At 29.7% G+C, this 24,029-nt stretch carries 18 protein-coding genes; 1 reads left to right on the top strand and 17 read right to left on the bottom strand.

Annotated features, from left to right (window positions below; genetic code table 11):
* Positions 1-3: 3 nt before the first annotated feature.
* The 9 genes from JJJ02_RS06910 to JJJ02_RS06870 all read right to left on the bottom strand — a co-directional run bounded on the left by JJJ02_RS06910 (position 4) and on the right by JJJ02_RS06870 (position 9,682).
* Positions 4-1,206, bottom strand: coding sequence for a hypothetical protein (locus JJJ02_RS06910; protein ID WP_240838184.1), 1,203 nt, complete (start codon positions 1,204-1,206; stop codon positions 4-6).
* A 38-nt stretch (positions 1,207-1,244) separates the two neighbouring features.
* Positions 1,245-3,056, bottom strand: coding sequence for a polysaccharide biosynthesis protein (locus JJJ02_RS06905; protein WP_240838182.1), 1,812 nt, complete (start codon positions 3,054-3,056; stop codon positions 1,245-1,247).
* Positions 3,057-3,080: 24 nt separating this feature from the next.
* Positions 3,081-3,782, bottom strand: coding sequence for a CpsD/CapB family tyrosine-protein kinase (locus JJJ02_RS06900; RefSeq protein WP_099580633.1), 702 nt, complete (start codon positions 3,780-3,782; stop codon positions 3,081-3,083).
* A gap of 26 nt (positions 3,783-3,808) precedes the next feature.
* A complete protein-coding gene (locus JJJ02_RS06895; protein ID WP_099580631.1) occupies positions 3,809-4,477 on the bottom strand; it encodes a YveK family protein in 669 nt (222 codons plus the stop codon).
* A gap of 171 nt (positions 4,478-4,648) precedes the next feature.
* Positions 4,649-5,929, bottom strand: coding sequence for a flippase (locus JJJ02_RS06890; protein WP_111714439.1), 1,281 nt, complete (start codon positions 5,927-5,929; stop codon positions 4,649-4,651).
* A 27-nt stretch (positions 5,930-5,956) separates the two neighbouring features.
* Positions 5,957-7,072 (bottom strand): glycosyltransferase family 4 protein, encoded by a 1,116-nt coding sequence (locus tag JJJ02_RS06885; protein ID WP_240838180.1) that lies wholly within the window; start codon positions 7,070-7,072, stop codon positions 5,957-5,959.
* A 42-nt stretch (positions 7,073-7,114) separates the two neighbouring features.
* Positions 7,115-8,128, bottom strand: a complete 1,014-nt coding sequence (locus tag JJJ02_RS06880; RefSeq protein ID WP_240838178.1) for a glycosyltransferase — start codon at positions 8,126-8,128, stop codon at positions 7,115-7,117.
* Positions 8,129-8,138: 10 nt separating this feature from the next.
* Complete coding sequence (locus JJJ02_RS06875; protein WP_240838176.1) at positions 8,139-8,762, bottom strand: acetyltransferase; 624 nt, start codon at positions 8,760-8,762, stop codon at positions 8,139-8,141.
* Complete coding sequence (locus JJJ02_RS06870) at positions 8,762-9,682, bottom strand: glycosyltransferase family protein (protein WP_240838174.1); 921 nt, start codon at positions 9,680-9,682, stop codon at positions 8,762-8,764. The genes JJJ02_RS06875 and JJJ02_RS06870 overlap by 1 nt, the downstream gene beginning before the upstream one ends.
* Before the next feature lie 129 nt (positions 9,683-9,811).
* On the opposite strand from JJJ02_RS06870, the gene JJJ02_RS06865 reads away from it, so the two are divergent.
* Positions 9,812-10,381 carry a hypothetical protein gene (locus tag JJJ02_RS06865; protein ID WP_240838172.1) on the top strand — a complete coding sequence of 190 codons (570 nt, stop codon included), beginning with the start codon at positions 9,812-9,814 and terminating at the stop codon, positions 10,379-10,381.
* Between the two features lie 40 nt (positions 10,382-10,421).
* Here the strand turns inward: JJJ02_RS06865 and JJJ02_RS06860 are convergent, their stop codons facing one another.
* The 8 genes from JJJ02_RS06860 to JJJ02_RS06825 all read right to left on the bottom strand — a co-directional run bounded on the left by JJJ02_RS06860 (position 10,422) and on the right by JJJ02_RS06825 (position 21,804).
* Positions 10,422-11,675: a nucleotide sugar dehydrogenase gene (locus JJJ02_RS06860; RefSeq protein WP_240838170.1), complete on the bottom strand. Its 1,254-nt coding sequence runs from the start codon at positions 11,673-11,675 to the stop codon at positions 10,422-10,424.
* Positions 11,676-11,942: 267 nt separating this feature from the next.
* A complete protein-coding gene (locus JJJ02_RS06855) occupies positions 11,943-13,718 on the bottom strand; it encodes a hypothetical protein (RefSeq protein ID WP_240838161.1) in 1,776 nt (591 codons plus the stop codon).
* 36 nt (positions 13,719-13,754) lie between these two features.
* Positions 13,755-14,549 (bottom strand): glycosyl transferase, encoded by a 795-nt coding sequence (locus JJJ02_RS06850; protein WP_240838159.1) that lies wholly within the window; start codon positions 14,547-14,549, stop codon positions 13,755-13,757.
* Positions 14,550-14,553: 4 nt separating this feature from the next.
* Positions 14,554-17,187, bottom strand: a complete 2,634-nt coding sequence (locus JJJ02_RS06845) for a glycosyltransferase (protein WP_240838157.1) — start codon at positions 17,185-17,187, stop codon at positions 14,554-14,556.
* Between the two features lie 2 nt (positions 17,188-17,189).
* Positions 17,190-18,116, bottom strand: coding sequence for a hypothetical protein (locus tag JJJ02_RS06840; protein ID WP_240838155.1), 927 nt, complete (start codon positions 18,114-18,116; stop codon positions 17,190-17,192).
* The gene (locus tag JJJ02_RS06835; RefSeq protein WP_240838153.1) at positions 18,116-19,321 is read right to left on the bottom strand and encodes a glycosyltransferase family 4 protein; all 1,206 of its coding nucleotides are present in this window, start codon (positions 19,319-19,321) and stop codon (positions 18,116-18,118) included. The genes JJJ02_RS06840 and JJJ02_RS06835 overlap by 1 nt, the downstream gene beginning before the upstream one ends.
* A gap of 155 nt (positions 19,322-19,476) precedes the next feature.
* Positions 19,477-20,760: a glycosyltransferase gene (locus JJJ02_RS06830; protein WP_240838151.1), complete on the bottom strand. Its 1,284-nt coding sequence runs from the start codon at positions 20,758-20,760 to the stop codon at positions 19,477-19,479.
* A gap of 126 nt (positions 20,761-20,886) precedes the next feature.
* Entirely contained in the window at positions 20,887-21,804 is a 918-nt protein-coding gene (locus JJJ02_RS06825) for an SGNH hydrolase domain-containing protein (RefSeq protein WP_240838149.1), read from the bottom strand.
* Between the last annotated feature and the right edge of the window lie 2,225 nt (positions 21,805-24,029).

Raw genomic sequence — 24,029 nt, 5'->3', positions numbered from 1 at the left:
ACCTCATCTTCTGTTTACAAACTGACTTTTATTTTTCCAAATTTCATGTTTTTCATCTATTTTTTTGCCCCAATTTTTCATATAGAAAATTTTTGCAAATACGAGCAAGATAAATAAGTAGCCTGAAATTCTAAGACGTGAACCTGTACCTAGATTATCATTTGTTATTCCAATAAATAAAAACCAGATTAAACTTTGTGTTAATAACATTTTATCGATATATTCTAATGATTTTCTATTTTTATATATATAAAAGAAAATAATTGTCATAGGTATTGATTCTGTCAAGAATAAAACTAGTGTACTAAATCCACGAACTTGGAATGGTAATGGTCCTAAAGCATTGCTCAGTAGACTATAAGCATAACTGAATAAGAAGAAAATATAATTAGGTTGGTCTAATGAGATATTTAGCTGACTTGCACCAGCATATAATTCTTGTCCATTTTTACGATAATTTAAGGCATCTGCTAAGCTTAAGCCAACAAAAGGAATTTGGAAGTCTTTTAAGGCAGTGTAGTAAATCCCAAGTAATACAAGTACAGTAATAATTACGAATCCAGTATTTGTAGATTTATTTTTGCGATTAAAGAATATAAATAATCCTGCCGCGCCTAAAAATGAGGCTGCCGCATAATCTCTATAACTAAATAATAGAAACATAGATAACAATATAGGTATTATTAATAAAACTTTTGCAATACTATTTGATTTTAGAAAAATAGCAAATAACCAAACCGTTAACAAGAAGAAATCAAATATCCAAATATCACGGATAATGGAAATGGTTGAAACATAGACGAAACTAATAAATAGTAACATCATCCCTAAAAACAAACTATAAAGATTCATTGCATGTCGACTACCAACTAATGTACGTATTAATAAATACGAAACAATCGCAAACAGTATAACACCTAAAAAGTTAAACATCTTTAAGTAAAATACATATTCTGTATTAAAGAGCTTTAAAACATAGCCTAATACAAGAACATGCACTGAAGTAAGAATGGCATTACCACCATTCTTAATTTCAAGTGCATTTTCTAAATAGAATACTCCATCATCACTACCACCTAAAATGGGGATAGCGAGACCATGGTATCCAGTAGCTAAGCTCACATAATACAAGGCGATGGTTATTAAAAACATTATTGTAATAAACGCTGTAAAAATTACAGCAGTTCGTATTTGACTTTTTTCCATTGCTTGTACTCCTACTCACTTATTTTGTTCGGTTATAATTAAAACTTCTTATTTGCTTCACCGATCACAAGTGCCTTAACATCATCATCAGACATTGACATTAATCGATCAATATCTGCCATTAACGCATCATAGTCTTTAGGTACTGCACGACCAACATAAATTTTTTCATGAACTTGATCTTCAGAAACCTCATTTTCATTCAATAATTCTTCATACATTTTTTCACCAGGTCTTAAACCAGTAAATTCAATCCCTATGTCTTCTATTGAATAGCCTGCAAGCTCAATAACATTTTTTGCTAAATCGACGATTTTAACTGGTTCTCCCATATCAAGTACAAACACTTCCCCACCATCAGCTAGTACTCCTGCCTGTATAACAAGTCTACTTGCTTCTGGAATCGTCATGAAATATCTTGTGATATCAGGATGTGTGACTGTTACAGGACCACCGTTTTCAATTTGTTTTTTAAATAATGGAATTACTGATCCACGACTACCTAAAACATTACCAAAACGAACAGCAACAAATTTAGTTTCAGATCGTTTGTCTAAATTTTGTACAACCATTTCTGCCCAACGTTTCGTTGCACCCATGATATTTGGCGGATTAACTGCTTTATCAGTTGACACCATTACAAATGTTTTAACGCCAAATGCATCACTCGCTTCAGCAATATTTTTTGTGCCAAAAATATTATTTTTAATCGCTTCTTTAGGATTAGCTTCCATTAATGGTACATGTTTATGTGCTGCAGCATGGAAAACAATGTCTGGACGATATTTCTCAACAATTTTAAACATTCTGTCACGATCCTGAATATCGGCAATAACAGGTACAAAATTAATGTGTCCATCCTTAAAACGATTCTTCATTTCCATTGTGATGTTATAGATACTATTCTCACCATGACCTACTAATAACACACGTTTCGGGCCAAAGCTAGAAGCTTGTCTAACGATTTCAGAACCAATAGAGCCTCCAGCGCCAGTAATTAATATTGTTTTATTATTAATTTCATCTCGAATACCATCTGAATCTAATCTAACAGGATCTCGACCGAGTAAATCTTCTAAATCAATATTTTTAAGATGGGCAACTTCTTTTTTTCCTGTTAATACATCATCAATATTAGGCATTATTTGAACTTTAACGCCTGATTCAATACATATATCATAAAGTTCTTTTAATTTATATTGAGTCAACGATGGAATCGCTAGAATTACTTTATCAATATTATATTTATCGATCGAAGCACGTAAATCATTTCTAGAACCCATCACTTTAACACCGTTAATGACTTGCTTATATTTGTTAACATCATCATCTAAAAATACTACCGGCTTCATTTTCATAGAAGGTACATTTTCCATTTGGCGTGCGAGTGTTGTACCGCCTCGACCAGCACCAAATATTAATACACGTTCAAATTCTTCAGTATTCTCATTATTCTTATTGAAAACTCTAAAGAAAATACGAGTTGCTCCAATAAAGACGATAAGACATAACCAAATGATGATTACTGCACCAAAGATAATGTTGTTCGTTTCTTTCATCAAAGTTAAAACTAAATATGTTAATACTGTACCGACAAATACTGCTAATGTTACGGCATAAACAATAGATAATAATTCTTTAACACTTGCGTAAATCCATAATCTATTAAACAAATTAAATAAAAAGGCAAATAAGAGATAAGCTAATAATATCGATACAGCTGTTACTACAAAGTATATATTCGGCTCAGGAGTCGATCCTTTAATAATTAACCAGGCAAGAAATACTGAGCCAATTACTATTAAGGTATCGATTAAGACGAGTAGTAACGTTTTGAAATTCTTTTGCATACAAAAAATCCTCTCTATAACTAATTATTGATAAACGTAATATTTATCTGTGTCATACTCATCATTATTAAATACTATACCTAATAATTTAGAGTTTTCACTTACAGTTAATAAATCACGCGCTTCTTTAACATTAGATTTATTATTTTCTTGTTTATCAATAACTAATACCATGCCATCTACTTTTGCGGAAATAATTTGTGAATCAGTTACAGATAATACTGGAGGACTGTCAAAGATTATTAAATCATAGTATGTGCATAATTCATCAAGCATTATGTCTAAATTTTTTGAGTTTAATAACTCAGAAGGATTTGGTGGGACAGGCCCAGCTGACATAATATCTAAGTTTTCTACTTCAGTTGGTTGAATAGTTTGTTTCAATGTGCTTTGTTCTGTGAGGTATGTCGACAGACCAACAGCATTTTTTACTCCAAACGTATTATGAACAGTCGGTTTTCGCATATCTGCATCAATGAATAAAACCTTTGTATTATTTTGCGCAAATACACAGGCAAGATTTGCTGAAACTGTTGACTTACCCTCTTGTTGTACAGAAGATGTTACAAGTAACTTTTGTAATTGGCTACCTGGTGTCGAAAATGAAATGTTTGTTCGTAAAGTTCTGAATTGCTCTGACACAGGCGATTTAGGATCTTCTAAAGTGATTAATTTTCTAGCTTTTTCCGTTCTATTTTTTATCTTACTTTTACTTTTCTTGAACATAATAAAACTCCTTTGTCATTCAATGATTATTTGATATATGGAATGTTACCGATTACTGAAACGCCAATTTCACGTTCAACTTGCTCTGAAGTTTTAAGAGATACATCCATTAAAGCTTTAGCTAAAACATAGAATAGACTTAATAACAGACCTAAAGCTGCACCAATACCGATATTGATTAAAGGCGTAGGTTCAACTGGTTTTGCATTGCGGATAACACGTGCTTTAGAAGCAACTTTTAAGTTGTTTAAATCTAATGAGTTTTTTTCTACCATTGTCTTCGTAATTTCGTTTGCAATATCTACAGCACGTTTTTGTGAAGGATTCTCAACTGTAATCGTTAATAATGTCGAGTTTTGAACAGCTGTTGCATCGATATCTTTTGCTAAATCTTCTGGTAATACATTAAGATTCAACTTATCTATTACCGGTAAAAGTGTGTCTGGTAATTTTGCGATACTTGCATATGTAGTAATAGATTGTAAGTTCGTTTGTAAATCTACAGCATCATTACTCTTGCTTGTACGCGTTTCTTGATTTACAAGTAAAGTAGCTTCTGACTTGTACACTGGTGTTAGTAAAAAATAAGAAATTGCTGCAGCGAGTAAAGCAAATAAAATCGTAACACCGAGAATAAATTTCCAACCTTTCTTTAATGCCTCAAAAATTTGAGTGAAATTCATGGTATCTTGCATTTTGTTACCTCCAAAAAGTTCTAATTAATTTTATAATCAATTTATTTTACCATAAGAAATTTATGTTTTTACTACATTTTAGAAATTTTGTTTATAAAATGTCTATTTTAAAATGAATTTACAAAAATTTTAAGTGATATTTACAAAAACTTTACAATAAGATATTTGTCGCTAACTATCCAAATTATTTTCAGTTGCATTAGCTACTAATCGATTTAAATATTTATGAGATACGATAAATACAATGATTGCCATTGTAAATTCAGAAATAAGTGTAGCAAATATAGCACCTTCCACTTTAAATATAGGAATTAATATAATATTTGCAATGAGGTTGATGATTGCAATAATCGCATTGATTCTCATCATTTTATAGACCATATGTTGCGTAGAAAGTATTGTGCCATTTACCGCAGTAGCAAATTTAAATAATATCGCCAGACTCAATAGTTGAAGATAAAACACTGAATCTAAATATTTTTCTCCAGCCGTGAACAATATTAAGTACTTCGCTGTGAACCATATAAATACTATCCCTACTACACCAAGTAAAAATAATATTATCGAGCTTCTTTGATTAAACCTTTTTAGCTGTACTGGATCATGGGTTGCCCAGACATGTATTCGTGTATAAAAAATACGTCTAAATATTAAATCAGGAAACATAAATGCAAGTTGAATTATTGCAAATGCAGCATTGTATTCACCTACTGCTACTTTTCCAACTAAAAATGATAATAATAATACATTACTTTGATAATAAATAAAATAAAATATACCTATCAAACCGAAAGGATAAGTTTCTTTAAATGTTTCTAAAACTGTAGCATCTTCAGGAATCTTGGCATCTTGTAATACAGGTACTTTTATTTCGCGAGTATATAACTTTCTAACAACACGCCAAAAAGGAAAAATAGCAAGTATAGATAGAATTACAATATACCATCCTAATGCAATAATATCTTTGAATGTTAATACTGCTAGTACGGCTGCAAAAAAGCGTACAAAGTATAATAAGAAGTTGCTTAATGAAACAGCTTTAAAATTTTCTTCAATTTGGTTGATTGAATTGTTTATGGCATATATACCTTGCAAGAAAATATTCGGTACAATTAATAATAGAAAGTATTTTGTTTCAAAATCATACATTGGTGAGAATACAACTATTAAAAGTATTAACAAGGTGATCGTAAAGCTAATGGTAAATAATGAAATACATGCATTCACATAACGATATGCTCTTCTACCTTCTACAGCGAAACTTTTAACAATAAAATCTGCTACACCAAAGCCAATTATCACTGATAATATATTAATAAAAGTTAGACCTATACCAAAGATACCGTAATCTTCCTTAGCAAGATTACGTGCAAGGAGAATGTTCATGAGTAACCCCATAATGGCACCCATACCAGTGCCTAAAAACATCCAAACAAAATTCATTTTTTTCATCTAGAAAAAACTCCAATCACGTGCATATTAATTAAGATATGCCTGTTCATAATCCTTCATTACAGAATCTAAAGTGAAAGATTCAACCTTTTCCTTACTTTTATCACCCATATTCTTACGTAGATTATCATCATTTAATAATTTAACAAATGCATAAGTTAAACTTTCATCATTTCCTTTTTCTACGATATAACCATTTTCATTATCATCTACTAAATCTACTAAACCACGTGTATCAGTTACAACACATGGCAAACCTTGTGCCATACCCTCCATAATACTTTTAGGTAAGCCTTCACGATGACTTAATAATGTCATAACATCAGAAATTTGCAATAAGTTAGGAACATCCCTTCTGAACCCTAAGAAATGTACATCTTTTAAGTGATTGTTAGTTTTATACTGTTCATATAATTCCAGATTTGGGCCAATACCAGCAAATAATAATACAGCTTCTGGTACTGCTTCCTTGATATTATTCCAATTTTGTAAAATAAACATTTGATTTTTATTGTCATTCATTTCAGCAACACAAATAATCACTTTGTCTGATGAAGACAAACCTAATTCAGTTCTCAAATTTAATTTCTCTTCATCTGTTAATTGTGGGTGATCAATTTCAACCCCTACACCTTTAATATGTATTGAATTGTCATTTGAAAACCCTATTCGTTTAGCTGTCACAGTATCTTCATTATTAGTAGTAATTAATAAATCAGTTTTTGCAGCAGTCATTTTTTCTAATGGAAAATACAACAACCAGTTCATCAGCGGCGCATCTTTAAAGAAATGAAATCCATGAGCTGTATAGATTAACTTTCCTTTCATATGAGCCGGTTTTGCTAAACGCGTTAAGAATGCTGCTATAGGTGTATGAACATGAACAATATCAAAATCTTCACATTTCATCGTTTCTTTTAATATTTGATAACTTTTTAAATTATCTGTAGATAGTGGATTACGATTTATCGGTACTTCAATCGTATGTACACCAATTTGATCTAGCTGTTCTTTATGACCGCCATAATCTTCATTCGCTATAGCATAAACTTCATAACCTTTATCCATTAACATTTTCATATACGGCGTATGGAACGCAGTAAAATGACGAAATACATTCGCTGAAAATAATACCTTTTTCATTTTAATCCCTCTTTTATTAATGTTTTATCAATATCGCTACGATTATTTGCCCTTAATTTTTCTGTAGATAGGTAAAACGATACTAAATAATTTAATCGTATTTTTAATACCTATACCACTTATCAATAAATTTATACGTTTCGTTAACTTAGTATATGCATATTGACGCAAATAATCATGAGATTTTAATTCGGCTATTAATTGATTTCGCTCATTTCTATTTAATAGTGCACCATAGATGAAAGCAATAAAATATTTATTCGCTATATTGCACATCAATTTAAATTCAGTGTTTTCATTCAATTTTATATCATGCCTTTCAAATAAATCATCAACGATTTTTGAAGCATATAGAGGATCAACAATATTTTTGTAACTCATCGTACCCGTAATTTGACCTGCTCGTTGTTGACGGTATTCTAATACCGCTTCATCAAAGTATGCAACTGACTTTGCTAAGGCAAATACAATCGGTGTCCACATCATATCTTCGTAATTCTTATTCCTAATAAAATAAAGTTCATTATCTTTAATAATTTTAGTTTTTACAAAAAATGGCCATGCATACCAACTAAACATCAATTCTTTATCTAAAATCATTTCTAAAACTTGCTTACCAGATAATCCTTTAAAATCTTCTGGCATAAATGGTCTTTTAACACGTTCATGTTTATTATCAAGCATATAAAAGTAATTATAATCAAATAGCACAATATCTGGATGATTATTTTGCTCAATAAAGCTAAAAATATCATCAAAAAATACTTTTGAATAAAAATCATCTGAGTCAAGCATTACAATGTATTCACCCTGTGCTGCGCGAATACCTGTATTTCTAGCAGCAGCTATTCCACCATTAGCCTGACTGATTATTTTAATATTTGAATGATTCTTTTTATAATCTTCTGCAATATGTAATGAATTGTCCGGAGAATCATCATTTACAATAATCATTTCATATAAATTAGGATCGACGTCCTGTTTAAGTATACTTTCTATACATTCAGATAAGTATTGTTCAACATTATAAACTGGCATAATTATACTTAATTTCATAAAATGCTCCTTATGTATTCTTTATCACTTTTGCAGGTACACCTACAGCAATTACATTTGATTGAATATCTTTTACGACACTCGCACCACTACCTATAGTCACCCAATCTCCCACACTTATCGTGGGATTCACCACAGCTGAAGCACCGATTTGTGTTCCTTCACCAATTTTGACAGCACCTGTTAAAGTAGCATTTGGAGAAATATGAGCATAATTATTTACAACACAATCATGTTCAACGATTGCCCCACTGTTAATGATCACCTGTTTATTTATTTTTGCATCAGCATTGATTATTGCGCCTGGCATAACTAAAGTACCACTACCTATTTGGGCACTTTTAGAAATAATCGCAAGCGGAGAGAGTAACCGAGCAAACATTTCATCTGTTAAATTTTCTCTTTCAATAATTAATTTACGAACTTTATTATTTCCAATGCCGAAGAAAAGCAATGCGTTTGTTTCTTTTACCATTTCAGAGATGTGATGTGAGTTGCCGTATAACACACCATTCTTTTCAAATCTTTTCTCAAAAGCATCATCAGCGATACCTACTATTGTATAGCCCAAGTGAGTAGCTACTTCCGAAACAACCTTTTTATGTCCGCTATTTCCAATAATGATTAACTTCATTACTTTTGTTTCCTTTTGTGATTTTCATATACTGCTTTAATAAAAGGTAATAATTCAGCTTTATCAAATAATGTATGCCATTCAAAATGACTTAAGTCAGGTGTAACAAAATCGAATTTTTCTAATGCGTCTCGATTTAAATTTGATAAATCACCATTTAATTTGTAAAAACGTGCATTATTTTCTTTCTCAAATTCATTCACCCATTCATAACTTGTCGTTACCACTTTTAAATTTAAAGCGCAATATTCAAGTAATTTCGTGGAAGTTTGTTTGTTAAATGGAAATACATCAGGAATATAATTCATACCATAGCGTGCTTTCGCTGCTGTTAAAGGTAGTTCTTCATACGGTACACGGCCAATAAAATGAACATTCGGCAACTCACCATAATCTTTTTCCAGATTCGGATCAGGTGTTCCGATTAAAATAATTGAAAGGTCACTATTTTTCTTAAACATTTCCAGCATCTTATTTAGTTCTCTTGATGGATCCATCGTACCTATGTATACAAAATCATATTCTTTTTCTACATCATTTTGCAGAAAGTATTGCTTGTTAATCCCCATATCTCTATATATAAATGGTTGATTATCTTTAAAATTAAAAACTTGATGCACCTTTTTATTTTGGAAAATACGACCATCAGGTTTTGCATTTAATAATTTTTTTAGGAAGTCTTTTATTTTAGCATTTTTTCCTACTGTTATCGTGTTGTATTCATGAATCAAAGCTTGCTTGTTATTACGTTTACGGTCTAGTCCCATGACTTTCCAGACGATATCGTATTCTTCCGTAATTTGAGCAGCATCTTCTACAACATCAACCAAAAATTCTCCAGATTCATTTAAATAAGAAGCATAAGCACCGATTTCTGGCATATATGCTTTACCTTCATGCAAGATAGCTATTTTTATCACAAGTTAATCCTCCACACATTAGTTTTAAACTTAATTTATTATAGCATTATTTACATAGATATACATCAGAATTCCAATAAAATGGAACTTATGTTATATTGATATACAAGATATAAAAGGAGGCATATTATGCACAAACAACTTAAAAATCTTTCTATTCTATTTTTGTCATCTATATTATTTCTTACTGCTTGTGGAGGGGATAACAAAGAAGAAAAAGCAATAGAAAAAGCTAAAAAGGAAGCACAAATCGCAAAAGACAAATTAAAAGAAAAAGAAGAAGAATTAAAAGCTGAAAAAAAGAAAAATAGCAAAAACACTTCTACCGAAGAAAAAACAAATGAAACTGTTACTACTGAAACGCCACAAACAGAAACTAATGATGAACAAACACCGGAAGAAATAAAAACTTCAGTGGCAAATCGTGATGAAGCTATTCAAAATGCCGTATCAACCCGAAATAATGCGTTACAAGCTGCTTTATCTGAAAGAAACGCAACATATCAAAAAGCCGATGCATTATTAAATAGTAGTTCTAATGCAGATGCAGTAAGACAACACGAAGGTATGCGTGCAGAAGCTGACCGTATTTATGAAAATAAAGTAATCGAAATCAATCGTAATTATTATGGTCAAGTGAATGAAGCATATCGCCAATTTAAAGGTCAAATGAATGAAGTAATTAACCAGAACTCATAAAAAAACAGAAACAGCGCTGCTGTTTCTGTTTTTTTATGGATTATAAATTTTGGATATTTCCATAGTTGTAGTATTGTACTTCCTTAAATTCATTAGGTACTACGTTTTTCGTATCAAAGATGACTTTATCTTTCATCGCTTTGAAATCTTCATCTTTTAATAATTTAAATTCAGAATGATCACTTAATACTAATACTAATGAACTGCCTTCTAATGCTTTATCGATATCTTTTTCAACCCAATCTAATTGCACATGTGGATCAAATGCAGATACTTCTAAATCTTTTTCAGCTTTAAGCATTTCATAGATGTCAAATGCTGGTGATTCACGAATATCATCAACATCACCTTTGTATGTTAAGCCGAAAACAGTAACTTTGTTACCACCAACTTTAGCTAGTGCTTTTTTAGCATATTCAACTACATATTCTGGCATAGAAACGTTAATATCACGTGATAATTTAATTAATTTAGCAACTTCAGGAGCCTCTGCAATGATAAAGTATGGATCTACTGCTAAACAGTGACCTCCAACGCCAGGACCAGGTGTATGTAAGTTTACACGTGGATGTTTATTTGCCATAGAAATAACATCATGAACATTAATGTTTAATTTGTTACAAATCTTAGCTAATTCATTAGCTAATGCGATATTTACGTCGCGATAAGTATTTTCCATTAACTTAGACATTTCAGCAGTTTTAGCTTGTGTTTCAATCATTTCACCTTTTACAAAAATACCGTATACTTTTTTACCAGCTTCCACACATGCAGGTGTGATACCACCGATAATACGGTTATTGTATATTAATTCATGCATAATTTGTCCAGGTAATACACGTTCCGGACAGTGAACTAAATAAATATCTTCTCCAATAACAAAACCTTTTGATTCTAAATAAGGTTTTACAAAGTCATCCATTGTACGTGGTGCAATTGTAGATTCAACAATAACTGTATCACCTTTTTTAAGCAATGGTACGATACTTTCTACACCAGCCATTACGATCGAATTATCACAAGATTTGTGCTCGTCATCTTTATTTGGCGTTGGTACAGCAATAATATACACATCAGCTTCTTCAGGTTTAGTTGATGCTCTGAATTTACCACTCGCTAGTACTTCATCTAAAGCCTCCTGAAGACCTGGTTCTTCGATATGAATTTGACCACTATTTAATTTATCAACTGCCTCTTGTTTAATGTCTACTCCTAATACATCTACCCCATGTTTAGCGAACATAATAGAAGTAGGTAAACCTATGTAGCCTAATCCGATTGTTGTTAATTTCAAAATAAACACCTATCCTTTAGTTTACGCTTTGCGTATATTTTTCATATATTTACTTTTGAAAGAAGTTAAAAAGTTCTATGCGGTAAATATACTTTTCCAAACTTATGTTACATTATTATAGCTATAAATGCTACAATAATCTACTTAAATTGCTCTATATATATTATATGCATTCCATTAAAATTACATATTTTAAAAAAACGAAAAAAATTAAAATTAAACTATTAATAATAAAAAAGATGGCACATATGTCCATCTTAAAATAAGTTATTTTATATATAACGTTCCCGCTTTAATCCATGAAGCCGTAGCTGTAGGTTTTTGATATTTTATCTCTATTTCATACTTTTTTTCTGGATATATTGGATACCCTTTTGATAAGTCTACTATATCAACAATATCTGTTTGTTCATTTTGCTTAATATGCACCTTAATATAATTTCTACCTTTTTCATTATTGTAAAAAGAAAGCAATGTGCTTGGGAGTTTTCTTTTTACGTCTGCTTTATAGATTAAACTTGCAGTATCATTTAGATTTACTTTTGGTATTAAGGCATACATATCTTCGTCTAAATCAAAATCAATATTTACTTCATTTAATATTCCCGCATCTGAAGCTATATTTTGCATAATATCATTTCTTTCTAAAGAATACAGTGTATCTGTCCCGTTTTCTTCAAAGAAATTTAATATTGGCCAATACGTATCGATTAAATCTTTATGGAATAAATGATTTCTTCTCACTTCTACAGGTAGATGAAGTAATAAATTCAATGTTTGTCTATCATTTAAGTAATTAAAAAAGTCCATCACTCTATCTGTTTCTTTTATTAATTGACTATGCCAGTTTCCCATCCTTGAATCAATATGAATAATATCTAATAGTTCTATAAAATCATCTGTGTCTATATTCGTAAGCGTTCTATCAAAATAATCATCTGCCGCTTTCACTGCATTATCATAACTCTCTTCTTTGAGCATTTTGTTATGAAAATATTCATAGATATCTTTTATTGACATCTCTTTTTCCAGGTAAGCTTTAGGATAATCATATTTTGCATTTGAGAAAATCACACTTCTAAATTGTAAAACATCTTCCTCTTCTTTCTTATACTTCTCTTCAAAAATTTCAGCAATTGGATGATTGAATGTCGTTCCAGTGATTTCAAACATATTCTTTGAAAACTCTTTGTCAACGTCATTTAAATTAAATTCAATCATCTCATGATCTAAATTGATATTTTTCGTTAAGCGATTTACGATAACTTTGTCATTTTTATAGATTTGTCGTGCCCTTTTTTCCTGGATAGAATAAATGTCTTTCATATAAGTAAAAGTATGCACTGGTTTTGTCAAAGGTTTTGTAAGTGCTAATGTGCATTTCGAGTCTATACCACCGGTAATACCAACTAACAATTTGTTATTAACTTTATTTAAAGACAGGTTCAAGTGTTTAATATGCTTTTTCATTTCAGATAATATTTCCTGATAACGATGATGTTTCAAAGCAGGATTAGGATATATTCGCACTTTTGCTTGTCCAATAGTCAACTTCACAGAAGGTACAAGTTTAAAAACATCTTCATATCTGGAATGATCAAGGATATTAGTTCGTGATGTTATTTTTTTATTTCCAAAATTATCACCGATTAATTTATCATGAGATGAAACAATTGATAAATCAGAAGTATAATATGGAGATCTGAAGCCTGCTGCATCAGAAAAGATTTCAATTCCGTCGGCTGTTGATTTAACAATTACGAAACTACCATTTAAATGATTTATTGAATGACTACTTGCAGAAAGCTTTTCATTAAGGACACGATTTAATATTTCAAAAGGTGTGATGTTGGGTATGCTTATATCAAATGCATATCCTAATAAATAAGCACTTCCATTTCTTGTTTCATAACTGGATACACGTAAATCCTTTGAAGTATATAATTGATATCCTCCGTCTAAACGATATTTTTCTTGTAAATGTTCATTTTTAATTGTTTCTTTTGTAATTAAAAAGGCTTTATGGATTAAATAATCAGACATAATTTTATCTCCTTCAGTAAAAACAAACAATCGAAATTAAAGATGATGATGTATTAATCGAATTGTTTGATCTTTTGATAATGGACTATGACCTTCTTTCGGATGTTTGTAATAATAATATTCAATATTATTTAATGGTAAATTTAAATCAGAAAGCTCTGTTTTAAAAGGTTTTACATGGTCTCTCATATCTGCTAAACTTGCTCTATTTTGCATATATAGCATATCAGGAATATATTGATATTTTTCAAAGGCCTTTGTAATAGATAATCTATCTATATATTTATCTATTACTTCTTGTTTTGTAAAGCCAGGATATACGATTTCAAGCATTTGATTTACACTTTTTTCTAAATAGTTTAACACATTCGTTTGAGGATTGTTGACAATTACTTTCGATCCTTTAATTAATATACCTAAATACATCGACATAAATCCACCAGCTGAAGATCCGTAAAAAAGTGTTGCTTCATGACTATAATCTAAACGTTTCAATATGACTTCAATTATTTCAGCAACCAATTCTAATGCAAATGAATCTACTTTACCTTGGCCCCACCCAATCTTTAAACCATTTTCGTGTAATGTGATGTCATCGATAAATAAACAACTTGATTTAAATTCATTCTTCCAAGTTGATCTTTGATATAGAGGCGGTTTTTTCTTAGATGGATCAATTGCTCCATTACTAAAACAAATTATTTTTTTATAATTCTTGTTATATTTTAATAAGAAATAGAATGATTTATCTTTGTGATTAATACAAATTTCATCATTGAATTCAGATTCAAATATGAAATGTTGTAATTCGTCAAATGAAAGTTTGAGCATTACATCACCCCTTATAATTTACCTCTTTTTTAAGTTGAGCAATTGTTTCATTTAATTCAATATCCTGAGGTCGTTTAATACCATCATACAAGCTATAAATATCTAAAAATCTTGTGATAGCCTGATGTCTTTCTTCCGATTTAATTCTATCAAATCTAACCATGTACCAACCTTTAACGTAAAAATTAAATCTTTCTGTCATGTAAGCATCTAATAATTTATGCTTTTTAAGGAAAGGGATACGTTCCGTCTCTAATTTGTAATATTTATCAAAGAATTTTGCGCCAATTGTATTCGTAACAGACCCTGATACAGCTGCATAATACATATGAACGTATACATTCATCGCTTCCACTTTATTTGAATAAAGCATCAACTCCTGGAAGAACATTGTATCTTGTCCAGCAGCCCCTTCAACCATCCTAATATTATTATTTTCAATAATTGATTTTTTAACAATTAATGCCTGAATACTTTGCGCTCTTAAACCAGAATCTTTCATAAACTGATGCGTATTTTCTATCAACAATTGATTTTGATTATATTTTTTTATCGTTTGTGCAAAGTTGAAATTAGAGCGGCGCACGTTATCTTCTTTCATTATATTACCTACTACTAAATCTAAACTAGAATCACTCATTAATCGTTCAAATAATTTAGCATATCCGTCACCCATCGCCTCATTATCTGGATCTAGATATGTTATGTAAGGTGACGTTGCAAGTTCAATACCTACGTTTCTAGGTCGTGATGCAGAGCCTGATCCTTGCTCAAACGCTTTATAAACAATATGATTTGGGTATCTTCTTCGGATACGATTAATGATTTTTATCGTTTCTTCGTCCGTACTACCATCATTTATAAATACAATTTCCATTTTATTAAAAATACTAGAACGTCTTAAACTTGCAAAGCATTTATCCTCTAGGTAAACGCCATTGTTATGAATAGGAACGATAACACTTAATTTTTTAGATGACTTTGGCACGCGTCTGTTATTTTCAATTTCTATGTCATCAGCTAAATAACCATTGGTTAAAGTCTCTTTTTCTTCAATGTTTTTTAAGCTTGATAATTTAAACATCGTTAGTGTCTCATCAGAGAATTGATTGATTAGGTTATGGACTTCACCATTTCCTTTTTTAGTTACAAAATCAACTTCTACAAACTTAAATGGCGTTAACAAGTCCTCTAAATAATATTCTCCATAAATATTTTGTTTACTCATATATGTTATATAATCATATTCATTTAAATTAATTGTTGAGAGTTCTGATGCATTTACTAATGTTTTATCAACGTATAGCTGACGTTCAAAATTTTCTTTTACCACTTCACTATCTTCTACGTTTACCACTAAAATTCGATTATGTTCTTCCAAAAGTGGTGTGTCTAATACAATATTTTCAATATAAGATAAACGATGGTAAGTTGTATGTTCTCTAAATACATTACGTATTGCTTTACCTTGGAATTCACGTAAATCTAATTCATTATAACTATTTACAATCGGACCAACATCAGCATTATTATTAATCATAAAAACATTTGGGAACTGATTATTAACGCCTACACTATAGTTAGATAACAACAGGTTACCAAAGGCTTGTAATTCAAAAATACGATTTGCAAACATCGTTTCGCTGTATTTTACAGAATTTAAGTTAATCGCCCATCTAAATAATTTATGTGTATTCATTAAATCTTCATGATTCATCGGATAAGTAAGGTATGGAATATATTTTGCAGGGAATAGATAACGATCTTTCTTAAGATTTAAATTTCTATCAATAATTGTAAACTCTTTTTCTGCATGAATTAAACCGTCTAAAATCATGCTTGTCTCTTTATTACGCGTCGGATATTTTGTTAGCCAACTTCCAGCAAATAAAACTTCATCTTTAACTTTTTTCGCATAATCTGAACGCGTTCCAATAGGGTTATGGTAATAAGGGTTAATTCCAAACTGAAGACTGTGGACATTAACATGACCACATAATTCAACATACGTCGGTACCATCTCACTTGCACTAGTAAATACTACATCACATAATTCAGCAACATCTTTAAATAAGTTGTAATTGACGGGATCTTCTTTAGAATAAAATACTGTCTTTATTTTTCTGTCCTTAAATTTTTTAATGATGTTATAAATATCTTGTCTCAATTCACTGTTCGGGCTAGCGCTACCTTCCCAGGACATATCGATGCCTCGCCAACTCGTTGCATACATAAAATAATCAACATCTAATGAAGAGACTTTGTCAATATCATTATGTGAAATATATATTAGATCAGAAACATCTTTAAATGAATTATACAAAAACTCATCACAGATAATCGCCACTTTTTTACCCGACTTTTTGAAATAAGTACTTGGTTGAACTTTTTTTAAATTTGGAAAATATGATTCGACTTCATTAAAGAAGTCAATTTTAGCTTTTTCATCAACTAATTTAAAATAATTATGGAAAGAATGATAATCAGAATCATTCAGTAAATGAAATTTTGCTAGATTATAATTCGTTTCCAGCATATCATAGTATGTTTTATATCTTTCAATTTTAGACATTTCTTCAAAATTAATATCTTCTACAGTTTGATCAGTTTCAATTGCTTTCTTATCATCATTTACCACAACTAACGTCTCCTCTTCCATATTTGTCTTTGGATTCTTCCTAATTTAGAATTAGATAAATTATTATAAAGTTCTTCTAAACGTGCTTTACGCTCTTCTGCTTTATAAATTTGCTCCGTCAAAGCAATATTTTCATTGATTAATTTTTGTATGATACTTCGCGAAGTTTCTCTCTCTTCATCAAATAAACCGAGAAGATTATTAATTAAACTTGAATTATTATCTAGTATAGGTTTAGTAAATTCTATTGAAGTGATATCAAAGCCATGTAAATTTTGTGCTTTAGTATAATAATATTTATTTCTATGATGGAAACGAACTAAATTTATTGATGGAAAAGCTAATACAATCGTTATAGGTTCATCACTAAAGTCTATATATTGACTGAATTGAGATTTTAAATCAGAATCTTTGTAACATACATCTGTAGTAAGATTTTTAGCAATCATCGGCTCGCTCATTTTCTTTGAATAATAAATATCATCTTCATAAACGAAACCTATGAATTGAGATTTTTTATAAAGTCCTAAAGTCATTCTACCTTCTACTTCAAGCGCTACACGAGCTGTAAAACTACCTGTATTAAAAAAGAGCTGATAATCACGTTTCGCATTTATCATTTTATTAATAGGTACGACTTCGAAATGATCTAAGTTTACTTTAACCGTCAAAGGATCGATACTCGTTAATAAAATTGACGAAATAATTTTAATCCATCCTCTAAGCTCGCCGTTTTGTTCAATCAATCCCCAAACTTGTTCATCTATTTTTTCTGTAGTTATTACTTTTACTACTTTCTGATTAAGTTCACTCAATACACCAATCGCTTCAGATTTATCATCTACTGCTGTTATTAATTCATCTTCATTTTCCTGACATAAAATATAGAATGACAAATCCCTCGTCGCATATAATTCTAAAAGATTCATTATTTATTCTCCTTATTAATTAATTCAATCAATGCTTTAATATTATTATCCCAAACAAGATGTTTCGTTGTATAGTCGGAACAATTATTACAATAATGTTCATACTTTTCTGAATCTAATTTGAATGTCTGAATGTTTGTAATAATATCATCGATACTGGCTTTCTCTTTTGCATAACCAAGAAAATTATTGTTAATCATCTCTGAAGCTTCGTTACCTATATTTGTGATTACTGGAATTCCTAAACTGATAGAGTCTATAATTTTCCCAGGTAAAATATTCATAAAAATATCATCTTCAATGAGTAAAGATAACGATAAATGCCTTGCTTTCATAAATTTTAAACATTCTAAACGTGGTAAAACATCGTAAATCGTAACATGTTCTAAATTTAATTTGCGTACATTTTCTTTAAATTCATTTGCATGTAATCCATATACAATCGCATCAAATTTTATATTTAATTGATTCAATCTTTGTGCTATGGCTAAAAGTTCATCAGAATTTTGGGCAAATCCTAAATTACCAGAATAGAAAACTGTAAACTCTTCTACTTTTTTAGTTAATACTGAATTTAATTCTTCTTTATTTATACTGTTAGGTAAATATAGTAAAGGTTTATCTTTTCTTTTCATTCTTTTAAGAATATGATTTTTAAATCCTCGATGGTTATATATAATTTTTGCACTTTGATTATAAATATATCTTTCAAGATAATTAAGAACAGGCTTAAATAAATTAATCCATTTAATATTTAATGCATAAATACTATCTGGCCATAAATCTCGTACATCTAAAATAATTTCAGCATCAATCTTCTTCCTAAGCGGTGCAATTGCAAGTGGCATAAATATATTTGGACTTGTAACAATAATACTTTCATAATGATGTGCGTTTTTATTGATGAACTTATACGTATGAAGCATAATCTCTATGTAATACATAATACGTTTAATATGAGATTTAGATTGTTTGTCTAATAACGTCTTAATTCTATAAATTTGACGCTTGTTATCATTTATATATGTATCATTCCAATATTCATCAGTCTTGTACATCGAAGCATTGGGATATGAAGGATCAGATGTCAGCACATCTGCTTCGATACCATTCTTATTTAATAATGTAAAAATATTTTTATACCGATTTGCACCACTACCAATTTCAGGATAAAAATTTTGAGTAACCAATAAAACTCGACCCATATAATAACTCCAATCATCTAAATAGTTAACGTGAAATTTTGTATATTTAATATATTGTTTATATTATACCAATTAATAAAAGATATTTATAACAATACATTAAAACATTAATTCAAAAATAATGCCCGTAAATATAAACATTTACGGGCATTATTTTATAGGGCATTATAAACATCTAATAATTTTTGTTTTTCATTTTCCCAGTTATAGATACGTTTTATCACTTTACATTTTTCACTATATTGATCACGTAATGTCTCATCTGCAACAAGTTTATTTACCGCTCCTGCTATTTGATTGATATCGTGACTATCTACTGAAATACCGACACCTTGATCCACCACTGCTTTAACTTCAGGAAAATTACAACTCACTACAGGTACATGAGCCATAATATATTCAAACAATTTATTTGAGCTTGCAGAATAATGATTAAAACAAATATTTTGTAGTACCTGAAACCCTAAATATGCTTGTTTTGTATATGAAGGAAGTGCTTTGAAGTGAACTTTTTCAACAAATTTAATGCGATCACTTTCAGAACTTTGTGACGCCATTTCTTTCAGTGTCTTCTCAAGTTTACCTGCCCCTAAAAATACAAGTGTACCTTCTTTAACTTGAGGCATCATTTCAATCAGAAGTTCTAAACCACGACCTTGCTGCAAACCACCTTGATATAATAATATCTTTTCTTCTTTCGGTAATCCTAGCTCAGCATGTAAGTCAACATCAGGTTTTTCTTCAATATCATATAACTCCGAATAATTATATAGTGTTTTTGGATAAAAACCGTATAACTCTTCATTCTTTTTCGCACGTGTATGATTTTCTACCATCATTTCATCAACAAATTTTATCATGAATGACTCAAAAAATTTTATCGTTTTAGGATTATAACCTGTTCTTGAAGTTTGAACTTCATGTGAATCATAAACTAACTTTTTAGGTTTCAATCTAAATTTTGAACAAATAATCCCCTGCGGTAGCGTATTTAAATCATTTGAATGATAAATATCGGCATTATCTTTATAACCTTTAATTATCATTCGACCGATAATTGCTGCATTGACAATATTTTTACGAACTTTTCTAAGTTTAACGCTCAGCGCCATCATCAATAATAAAGATGCAAAGTATATTAACAGCATAAGATTAAAATAAAGAAGTGTAACGCCAATGACAGTACTTACTGTACCTACTTTTATCAGAAATGAATTTTTGTCTTTTTGATATGCTGTAATGAAAGAAGGATAGCGTTGCACACGCGATACTTTAAAGTTATCTTTCACGCTTTCTTCTTGTAATACTTTTTCATCTTTAGGATCATCGATCGCTATAAGATGTACATCAAAGTTATTATCAGACAACGCGGTGCACTCTCTATTCACACGAGCATCGTTCGTAAAATGATTCCAGACAAACATCGTAACTTTTTTCAATTCTCTTCACCTTCGAATGCACCTAATGATTATGTGCTTATTTTTATTAATATTTATTCTACCATACACATGTTAATAATATAAATACTAATTAAAAGGATGAGACATGATTTGTCTCATCCTTTTTTAAGCCACACCTTTTGCAACACGTTCTGCATGCGCTTCTAATAAAAAGCGATAAATATCTTTATAAATATAATAACTAAATGTTGAAGAATATGAATTTGTAAGATGGTGTTTGTCTCTTACTAGTATCACATTACCTTGAGTAGGATTACAATATTTACCCGTGTTACAAATTAAATTTGTATAATCTACATATTTCACATATGGCTCTGCTCTTAATCTTGTCACCCAAGCAGGTTTTGGAGGGATATGTGATTTAGCTACTTTACATTTCGCAGAATTTCTACCATATTTTCTTACACATTCAGGTATATAAACATTAAAATAAGGTGTATCACGAATTGCGAAAACTTTAATATTATTCGCGTTTAATTCTCTAAACTTTTCAATAATACCCGGATCATGTTTATAGCCTGATTGTGTATTATTTGCCTTTATAAGTGCAACATCAGGTTTATATTTTGCAATTCTCGGAATAATTCTTTGATTCCAGGTAGTACAAGATGGGTAATCAGGTCTTGGTGTTGAAGACAAAGTACACCCACTTTTCGTTGCATATAAAACACGAATTTTATACTTTTCAGCAAATTGTTGCACTGCACCTAACCAATGTGCTGAATGAGAATCACCAATAATAGCTATCGTTGAACGATAACCAGTTTTAGTACCATAGACACAAACTTTTTTAGCATAACCAACATTTTTACCAACGTGACATCCATCAATAAATCCTTGATTATGATCTGTTGGTGCATTTTTGGTAGTCGGTCTAAGTGATTTATATGGTACATATGATTTAGTATTTACCATTACACCTGGATGCGTTTTTTTATTTAATGTTTCTGCATTAACATTAAATTCACTAATAGTTAAAACAAAACTAAAAATAACAACAAATAACAATATAAATTTTTTCATAACTTCTCCTACGTTAATTTTTTTACATATTTCATTATAGTATAGTATATATAAATTGTGTATAGGTAAAGGCAAAATATACATATTCTTAACATATTAKAGNTATWKTATRTWTWAWTTRYSNTAWAKGTAMARRMAAARWATWSAKMTTYWTAAMWTRYTMNANATWYTTTAYKTTWTAWWTWSYATRAWKSTACWAAWRAWNGNAATTSMGMWTWATAAAWTRMWMRWTWMTWTANTTYRTAAAWTSWATSRTRYTASNAWTSMTTKTMAWKNCGWWTRWTRMWRTWRWWGTTWWTMTANTCRTWWRNTCWWTYRTATTMRATTYSTTNTTCWWKSGWTTNTWGCTKTWRWWGTTYTYMTAWNATTTRWCWTWNNTATNAWTYAMTTTRTTNCNTTCTYYRKATTYARCKNNAMWWSTYCWMAWWWWWWYMACAWRRCTWTRWMWYACWTTWTTWYWWTYTSMMTNTKCARMGWSWKMKMCRAAAWWTAWCSWCWWRSCTTKWTYWYRMAWKTYTTTYATTYGWYYTRYASAKTKAKWKNNGAAAAWNTWTCRTCTYMMMYTGWTWKTGMWNNTCWTYMAYWMKTWMTAYAYMTNNTTMWKTGWRWATGKYWNATMKCMAANNCTRAWMGWGMTYNCATNAMCRMTTNAATAMMTYTKRWTMRGNTGNTRWATRRMWWTAKCMAATYCTRAAMRAKMWMSMATAYCNNGMWNTSWWTMAYTWWTMWKWKGTTSANTMAATMMATKYATCMAAYWYTKMAWWMTYAWNAWTWTCTTSAMMKSTTWNATTMATYWKTTNGTYCAGYYRATMYAKSMATCAAASAWNTTCWTYCTTMWANTTTTNCWKYACCRGYKRNTTSRTTRTNTTASTYCWGCTRWYNANTWGCNNAATSWNAGAWYTTCYWSMWYCAWTWWKWMCARTAMYASCKRYWGRWTSWSYTWCTTCWRCWWTMAANGTWRCNTTWMTSWAKRYWWWSYAKRRYSATKMARWYYWMTWMTWYCTAMANAMTMAMYWWYKWMAWMATYWWATSTWWYNTTKCTCRNATKYAAAKYATRKWSWTKSRATWYWYTWSTTWCTWMWACTWNNTAMTSAWWTANATCYNATCYWWWTYRYTYNTATTTWMRTSATAWACWNTGKWTACNTWARTTNNTTMTAMWTWAYYSATWWRCWTMYWTCYAAANTYAWWKTNNAYYTKMSTGMYMAMSAWKWTTAMTNAATWWWRTWAWTRAYCNAKAASCWWAWWTSWWMANNCYWARNASYGWAMMTKAMTRCMNCRCKWWTWKTNAATRMTRAANGWTAWWKACCWNNACYAAAAAWSMWMATGSMNNAARTRCMKTRAWTTWATRCATNGMTTKKKKTNGMATKCTSAASKAYMMAWAMNTAYTRRARWAMCAAAWRRMKYMAWTSNCATTNAYWTTMTGYAWRATKKKKTTAGYRTYNCKCAMRNASYMWAAMTAKNGGWGNTMAYWAWAARCGMSAWWCYMAWTAYAWWNTGYAWAAYKTKYWNTARTRWMRYRMAYAARYNAKAAMTARKGYSMYCATKRTAMKMNAGWRRYYAAAWATARATRMAWWAMWTNNAATAWTRAANATRWNATWAANCAGAWNTAATSMMASYATNNTMMTAARTGRNNTTRAAARTARNATAMWWKAMRKAAWWTTSAWKWTNGTKAYTARNCMKAKTMWYSAWWGWATYNCANTMRATSMAMYYRWAAKTRANTRTRMWWKAMRKAWMYWTSRKWWTARTYNACTRRTYMWANTSWMKAWTGAATSGMACWYGMYCMACMYMTRMNNTTNNGMCTSTSAAAYMWANATCCNNATRSRANATAATMYAMNNAWTAAMTKRMNAATRAAKGKWRYAWGMMMWWCMWMWRCWYKYSYRMMTMKYRAWYYKAATMCRWAYWYWWWATAWTATNAAATRRCTWRYWNTAWAKRTTRWAWKAAWWTSYRWWAYMYGNCTMWWTARWSAKYKSRATAMGTWCYTTYAAKWTWNATRMMTKSYTWNAWTTMTANATTANAAKYWAYAYGTKTWAWMTSMTMTKTMMWYWRMNCGANTRAGTKMMTYMWASKWAWMNTGYCTTCTTTNCWRWTMKRATTAKNNGCYMCAYNTTTRWMATYATNTGTMMWWYAWMRAYTGARTKWWTCNTACKMRKYRYKTYWTMTTTMYTKAKWGSAWWNATGMMCSRWTTWNNCAWTRTTKTWMMAYATMAMNTTKAMWWYKTSYAY

Origin of the sequence: Macrococcus sp. PK, assembly GCF_022501545.1 — a bacterium.
Classification (GTDB): domain Bacteria; phylum Bacillota; class Bacilli; order Staphylococcales; family Staphylococcaceae; genus Macrococcoides; species Macrococcoides epidermidis.
The sequence above is the reverse complement of the archived record's forward strand: the minus strand, read 5'-3'. Positions and strand labels throughout refer to the sequence as shown.

What these genes read in the sequence shown, in the direction of transcription:
- JJJ02_RS06910 (WP_240838184.1), bottom strand. Translation starts at nt 1,206, where the DNA reads ATGGAAAAAAGTCAAATACGAACTGCTGTAATTTTTACAGCGTTTATT.
- JJJ02_RS06905 (WP_240838182.1), bottom strand. Translation starts at nt 3,056, where the DNA reads ATGCAAAAGAATTTCAAAACGTTACTACTCGTCTTAATCGATACCTTA.
- JJJ02_RS06900 (WP_099580633.1), bottom strand. Translation starts at nt 3,782, where the DNA reads ATGTTCAAGAAAAGTAAAAGTAAGATAAAAAATAGAACGGAAAAAGCT.
- JJJ02_RS06895 (WP_099580631.1), bottom strand. Translation starts at nt 4,477, where the DNA reads ATGCAAGATACCATGAATTTCACTCAAATTTTTGAGGCATTAAAGAAA.
- JJJ02_RS06890 (WP_111714439.1), bottom strand. Translation starts at nt 5,929, where the DNA reads ATGAAAAAAATGAATTTTGTTTGGATGTTTTTAGGCACTGGTATGGGT.
- JJJ02_RS06885 (WP_240838180.1), bottom strand. Translation starts at nt 7,072, where the DNA reads ATGAAAAAGGTATTATTTTCAGCGAATGTATTTCGTCATTTTACTGCG.
- JJJ02_RS06880 (WP_240838178.1), bottom strand. Translation starts at nt 8,128, where the DNA reads ATGAAATTAAGTATAATTATGCCAGTTTATAATGTTGAACAATACTTA.
- JJJ02_RS06875 (WP_240838176.1), bottom strand. Translation starts at nt 8,762, where the DNA reads ATGAAGTTAATCATTATTGGAAATAGCGGACATAAAAAGGTTGTTTCG.
- JJJ02_RS06865 (WP_240838172.1), top strand. Translation starts at nt 9,812, where the DNA reads ATGCACAAACAACTTAAAAATCTTTCTATTCTATTTTTGTCATCTATA.
- JJJ02_RS06855 (WP_240838161.1), bottom strand. Translation starts at nt 13,718, where the DNA reads ATGTCTGATTATTTAATCCATAAAGCCTTTTTAATTACAAAAGAAACA.
- JJJ02_RS06850 (WP_240838159.1), bottom strand. Translation starts at nt 14,549, where the DNA reads ATGCTCAAACTTTCATTTGACGAATTACAACATTTCATATTTGAATCT.
- JJJ02_RS06840 (WP_240838155.1), bottom strand. Translation starts at nt 18,116, where the DNA reads ATGAATCTTTTAGAATTATATGCGACGAGGGATTTGTCATTCTATATT.
- JJJ02_RS06835 (WP_240838153.1), bottom strand. Translation starts at nt 19,321, where the DNA reads ATGGGTCGAGTTTTATTGGTTACTCAAAATTTTTATCCTGAAATTGGT.
- JJJ02_RS06825 (WP_240838149.1), bottom strand. Translation starts at nt 21,804, where the DNA reads ATGAAAAAATTTATATTGTTATTTGTTGTTATTTTTAGTTTTGTTTTA.